The sequence below is a fragment of the Prosthecobacter sp. genome, assembly GCF_029946185.1.
Classification (GTDB): Bacteria; Verrucomicrobiota; Verrucomicrobiia; order Verrucomicrobiales; family Verrucomicrobiaceae; genus Prosthecobacter.
The window spans coordinates 1-5,888 of sequence record NZ_JAQSEA010000065.1 but is presented as its reverse complement, the minus strand read 5'-3'; the positions used below and the strand labels follow the sequence as shown (position 1 = coordinate 5,888).

General features: G+C 59.8%; 5 protein-coding genes. 3 read left to right on the top strand and 2 right to left on the bottom strand.

The window, feature by feature from the left end:
* Window positions 1-1,106 (bottom strand): hypothetical protein (locus PSV43_RS04505; RefSeq protein WP_300194216.1); only part of this gene is annotated, 1,106 nt, incomplete at its 3' end.
* Window positions 1,107-1,112: 6 nt separating this feature from the next.
* Window positions 1,113-2,183, bottom strand: coding sequence for a zinc ribbon domain-containing protein (locus PSV43_RS04500; RefSeq protein WP_300194214.1), 1,071 nt, complete (start codon window positions 2,181-2,183; stop codon window positions 1,113-1,115).
* 124 nt (window positions 2,184-2,307) lie between these two features.
* Between PSV43_RS04500 and PSV43_RS04495 the strand changes: the two genes are divergently transcribed.
* From PSV43_RS04495 to rplQ, 3 genes are all read left to right on the top strand, one after another.
* Window positions 2,308-3,624: a Trx7/PDZ domain-containing (seleno)protein gene (locus PSV43_RS04495; protein ID WP_300194212.1), complete on the top strand. Its 1,317-nt coding sequence runs from the start codon at window positions 2,308-2,310 to the stop codon at window positions 3,622-3,624.
* Window positions 3,625-3,826: 202 nt separating this feature from the next.
* Window positions 3,827-4,948 carry a DNA-directed RNA polymerase subunit alpha gene (locus PSV43_RS04490; RefSeq protein WP_300194210.1) on the top strand — a complete coding sequence of 374 codons (1,122 nt, stop codon included), beginning with the start codon at window positions 3,827-3,829 and terminating at the stop codon, window positions 4,946-4,948.
* Between the two features lie 36 nt (window positions 4,949-4,984).
* Complete coding sequence (rplQ, locus tag PSV43_RS04485; protein ID WP_300194208.1) at window positions 4,985-5,488, top strand: 50S ribosomal protein L17; 504 nt, start codon at window positions 4,985-4,987, stop codon at window positions 5,486-5,488.
* The last annotated feature ends 400 nt before the right edge of the window (window positions 5,489-5,888 follow it).

Here is a 5,888-nt window from a genome sequence, read left to right as displayed (position 1 = left end):
CGCATATCCATCCACACCGCAAGAATCAGCACGACACCACGCGCGATGTATTTGTTATGATTCTGCACCGACGTCAGCACCATGCCGTTCAGCAGGCAGGCAATGATCAGCGCCCCCAGCAGGACGCCGAGCACATTGCCACGCCCGCCGCGCAGGCTAACGCCGCCGATCACGCAGGCGGCGACGGCATCGAGCTCCATCAAGTCTCCCGTGGTCGTCGTGGATGAACCGACATAGGCGGTCTGCATGAAGCCCGTGATGGCCACGATGGCCCCCATGCCGCTGTAGGCGGCGATCACGCTGCGTTTCATCGGCACCCCGGAAACCATGGCCGCCTCCGCGCTGCCGCCGATGGCATACAGGTGCCGCCCCAGCGCCGTGTGCTGAGTGACGGCATACACGATCAGCGTCACCCCGCCGAGAATGAGCGATGGCAGCGGAATGCCGCGAAACTGACCGGTAACGAGTACAAACAGCGCGATGGCTTGAGCGGTGATGAAAAGGCGCATGAATGCCATCTCCTTGCTGTCCACCGCAAAGCCGTGCTGCTGGCGGCGTTTGCGCGCACTGAGCGTGGTGAAGACCAGGGCGATCACGAGTCCCGTCGCGAGCAGCCAGCCCAGCCCCACCGGCAGGTAGTAAGTGGTGAGCAGCGAGTACAAATTGCTCTGCCCGCCGGGGGCCACAGGCACGGTGGCGTTGTCGATGACGAGCCAGAAGAAGCCTTTAAAGATCAGCAGGGCACCGAGCGTGACAATGAAGGCGGGCATGCGCTCGCACACGATGAAGGCACCCATCGCCATCCAGATTAACACACCGCAGAGAAATCCCACTCCCAGTGCCGCAGGTGCCGGCAGGTGATAATGAAACACCAGCACACTCGCGATGCCGCCGAGCAAGCCGACCCCGCTGCCTGCAGACAAATCAATGTGTCCCGGCAGCAGGATGAGCAGCATGCCCATGGCCAGCGTGGCCGTGATCGAAAGCTCCGTGACGAGCAGCGACAGATTGCGCGCCCCAAGAAACGCCGGATCCTTGATGGCAAAAAACGCACAGATCGCGAGCAGCGCGATGGCGATGGGCAGTTCTCGAAAGCGAAAATTCACGCAGGCTCAGTTCTGGGAGGCGAAGAAGATGCCAAGAATGATCAGCGCGATCACGATGGCGATGGTGATCTTCACCCAGCTCAGCGGGTATTCGCCACCGATCTTACCCGTAGCACCATTGACGGTGACCTGATAAGTCTTTGTGCCGTAGGTGTAAGTCAGCAGCCAGACCGGCAGCAGCACATGTTTAAAGGTTTGCGCGCTGTAGTCGGGGGAGATTTGCAGATTGCGGCTGGTATCTCCAGGGATCTGCGAGGTGCACTGGCTGCGCAACATGCCATCCATGCGTCCGCGTGAATCCTGCGCCGCCTGCACGAGATCGATCTGATACTGCTCCACCACCCAGCCGGAGAGGTAACCGGGATCGTAGGGCAGCAAATCCGTGGTGGTGGGAAATGGCTGCAGCTTTTCGAGCAGAGCCGTGTGCACGCCTTTGGAGGCAGGCACCAGCACATCATCAAAGTCACTGCTGACGTGACCGGACGCGTACTCCCAGCGTGTGTGCCGAGTGCGGTTCCCTTTGCTGTCGGTGGTGTAGTAATAGTACCCGGCCTCCGCCTCCCAGGGGCATTCTGCATGCGCGTCAAAGGTCCAAAACGGCAGGTAGATGCCATGCAGCGTGTCCGTCATGGCCTTCTGCCCGAGGGCATTGGGTGCCCAGAAGTGGCTGGAGTACCAGCGGCGGATGTCCTCGCGCACCTGACTTTGGGAGATTTTAAAGGGCAACTGGCTACCGGGCCGGATCGGCGAGCCGACATCATCCATGGCAATCATGGCCGGTGAGCCGCAGAAATCACAATTCTGCGCCACCCGCTTCTCATCAAAAACGGAAATGGCCTGACAGCTCTGACACTTCACCGTCTTGCGCACCGCCGCCCAGCCACGCTGGTCATCGGGAATGGCCCGCAGCATGGCCACCAGATCATTCTCTTCCACCAGTGAGCCGTCAGATTTGAGCTCTGCAGGAGACACCGTGCCGCAGTAGGGGCAGACCAGCGCTTTTTTAGATGGGGTCCAGACGGCTTCTGCGCCGCAGGCGGGGCAGGCGAATTTGGAAATGGCAGTGACTTCAGACATTAAAAGCGCGTGGGTGGGAAACTGGAACGATTAACCGGAGAAAACTGAAGCCTGTCCATTCCAAAAACCGGGCGAAAAAAATTCTTGGCTTGTCACGGACTCTCAAAATTCATCACAATGCGGCATGAAGACCGCAATCCTGTTCTCGCTCCTTTCCCTGGCAGCCTTTGCGCCTGCCGCCACGGTCAAAGACCGCGAGGGAGCCGTGCGGGGCGACAAGGCCCGGCTGGAAAACGACCCACGCTGGAACTGGAATGACGTCGATGGCGGCTTCCGCCTCGCGAAGACCACCGGCAAACCGCTGCTCGTGGTGCTGCGCTGCCTGCCTTGCACGGCCTGTGCCGGCATAGACGCCAGTGTGCTGGAGGAGCCGGAACTCGTTCCCCTGCTCGATCAATTTGTCTGTGTGCGCATCATCAATGCAAACGCGCTGGACCTCTCCCGCTTCCAGTTTGATTACGACCTCTCCTTTTCGGCGATCCTCTTCAATGGCGACGGCACGACCTATGGCCGCTTTGGCTCATGGATGCATCAAAAGGACCCGCTGAACAAAACCACCGCCAGCTTCAGAAAAGCGCTCGATGCAGCTCTGGCCATCCACAAGGGCTATCCGGCCAACAGAGCCGCGCTTAGTGGCAAGCAGGGCGGCCCCACGCCCTACCAGACGCCCGTCGAGTTTCCGACACTGGCGGCCAAGTACCAGAGCAAGCTCGACTGGAATGGCAAAGTCATGGCCAGTTGCGTGCACTGCCACATGGTCGGCGACGCCTTTCGTGCCTATTACCGCAGCCAGAATAAGCCCGTGCCGGTCGAGTGGATCTACCCGCAGCCCTCCATCGAGACCCTCGGCATCACCCTCGCCACCGATGAGGTCGCCAAAGTCGAGGCCGTCGCCGCCGGTTCGCCGGCCGCTAAGGCCGGCATCCAGATCGGTGACAGCTTCGTGTCGCTCAACCAGCAACCGCTCGTTTCCATCGCCGATGTGAGTTGGGTGCTCCATCGCTCGCCCGACTCCGGCTCCCTGCCCGCCATATTCCTGCGAGGAGGCAAGGAAACCGGCCTCACCCTCGATCTCCCCACTGGCTGGCGCTTGAAGTCAGACATCGGCAAGCGCGTCGGCACCTGGCCCATGCGGGCGATGGCCTTTGGCGGCATGAAAATGGACGACCTCAGCGATGAGGAACGCGCCACCTTGGGCCTCGACAAGACCCAGATGGCCCTGCGCGTCTTCCACGTAGGCGAATACGGCCCCCACGCCGCCGCCAAGAAAGAGGGCTTTAAAAAGGACGATATTCTCATTCAGATCGGCGATCTCAAACAGCGCCTCACGGAGAGCGCCATCATCGGCGGCCTGCTCCTGCACCACCTTCCCGGCGAGAAAATCCCTGCCGTCGTGCTGCGGGGCAAAGAGCGGGTGGAACTGAATCTGCCGCAGCAGTAGCCGGAACAAGCCTTCCCCTCGGGCGTTTTCGGCCTGTTTCCCCCTGAAAATTCCCGGTTGCATTCTAAAGACCGGCTTCCATACTCCCGGCCCCCTGCGAGTCGTCATTCATTCGCCGTTGGTCTCCGCGCCTGCCTCTCTTCGAGATGTGCAGGGATCTCGCCCGGAGGTAACCCGGCCGTTAGTGCTACCCACAAATCCTATGTCAGTACGTCTTGCTAGATTCGAGATGCCCAGCCGCCTTGTGAAAAACGAGGCCACGGCAACCGAAACATACGCCCAGTTCACTGCCGAACCTTTCGACAAAGGTTACGGTCACACGATTGGGAACTCCCTCCGCCGCGTCCTCCTCTCCTCCCTTGAAGGCGCATCCATCACTTCCGTGAAGATCCGCGGTGCGGAACACGAATTCACCACCCTTCCGGGCGTGCTCGAAGACGTCGTTCAGATCATTCTGAACCTCAAGAAGGTCCGTTTCAAGCATCACAGCGATGCCAAGGAGCCCCGCCTGCTTTCCATCCTGGCCGACAAAGAAGGCCCTGTCACCGCCGGCGACATCAAGGACGACAACCACTACGAAGTCATCAACAAGGACCTCGTGATCTGCACGCTCGACCGCAAAACGAAGTTCGAATGCGAATTCGAAGTGCGCGTGGGCCGTGGTTTCTCCACTTGGGAAGAAAACAAGCGTATTGACACCCCGATTGGCGTCATCCCGATCGACTCGATCTACAGCCCTGTCACTCGCGTGAAGTACGGCGTGGAAAGCACCCGCGTCGGTCAGAACACCGACTATGACAAGCTGGTGCTCGACATCTGGACCGACGGCCGCATTACCCCCCAGGATTCCCTCCTGCAGTCTGCCGCCATCCTGCGCCACCACCTCGACGTCTTCGTCAACTATGACGACAAGGCCATCGAATTCGAAGCCGCACCGGAAGCTCAGAGCGAAGAAAACAGCGAGCTGCGCAAGCTCCTGAACATGAGCGTCAACGAGATCGAACTCTCCGTCCGCGCCGCCAACTGCCTGAACAACGCCAACATCACCAGCGTCGGCCAGCTGGCCATGAAGACCGAAGGCGAAATGCTTCGTTACCGCAACTTCGGCAAGAAGTCCCTCACCGAGATCAAGGAAAAGCTCGCAGAGCTTGGTCTGTCTCTCGGCATGAAGTTCGATCCAGCGCTGCTTGAGGCCACCCCTGGCGGTGTCTCCCTCCTTGCCCGCAGCAGCATGATCGGCGACGACGATGAAGAAGCAGACTCACTCGACTTCACCAAGCTGGTGGACAGCCATCTGCCAGACGCAGACGACGAAGACGAGTAATCAATCACAGACAGAATTTTAGACTTATTTTAGGACATGAAACACGGAAGAAAAATCGTTAAACTTCAGCGCAAACAGGATCACCGCGACGCGCTGCTCATGAATCTCACGGTCTCGCTCATCGAGCATCGCCGGATTCGCACCACACTGGCCAAGGCCAAAGCCCTCCGCCCCTACGCGGAGAAGCTCGTCACCCTCGGCAAGCGCGGCACCCTGCATGCACGCCGCACCGCCCTCTCCTCCCTCCGTCACAAAGACGTGGTGAAAGTGCTGTTCGAAGAAATCGCCGTGGCCTCCAAGGACCGCGTCGGTGGCTACACCCGCATCACCAAGCTCGGCCAGCGCCGCAGCGACTCCGCTCCGATGGCCTACATCGAGTGGGTGGACGCTTACGTGCCAAAAGCCGCCGCAGCCCCTGAACCTGAAGCCGCAGCTGAACCTGCCGCCGAAGGCGAAGCACCAGCCAAAAAGGCTCCTGCCAAGAAGAAGGCCGCTGCGAAAAAGAAAGCCGAATCTGCTGAAGCCGTCGCCGCTGAATAAGCAGGCGTCTCTCATCGAGAACCATTCAACGCGGGAGTCGCAAGACTCCCGCGTTTTTGTTTGGCGCTTTTCACTATATTTCGCGGTCTGGCACTTCATACCAGAAAGGCTCGTTCAATTCTGATGGCTCTGCCATCCAAGACCGGTGATGTTCCGTTGGCCATGCGCTGTGTCAGTGAAGCTGGCGGCATTCATGCCGGGAATGAATGGTCCTCGGAAAAGCGCACGCATCACGGAATGCCGTAGCGCAGGCCAAAGCGTCCCGGCGCGCGGACTTCAGTCCGCAGCACTCCGCGTGCACCCATTGGCTCCGCTTGAGCATGCTACTTTCGCCACACCCAGCGTCACCGTGTTTGCGGTATTCAGCACGAATCAACCCACGCAACACGCGGACGACCTG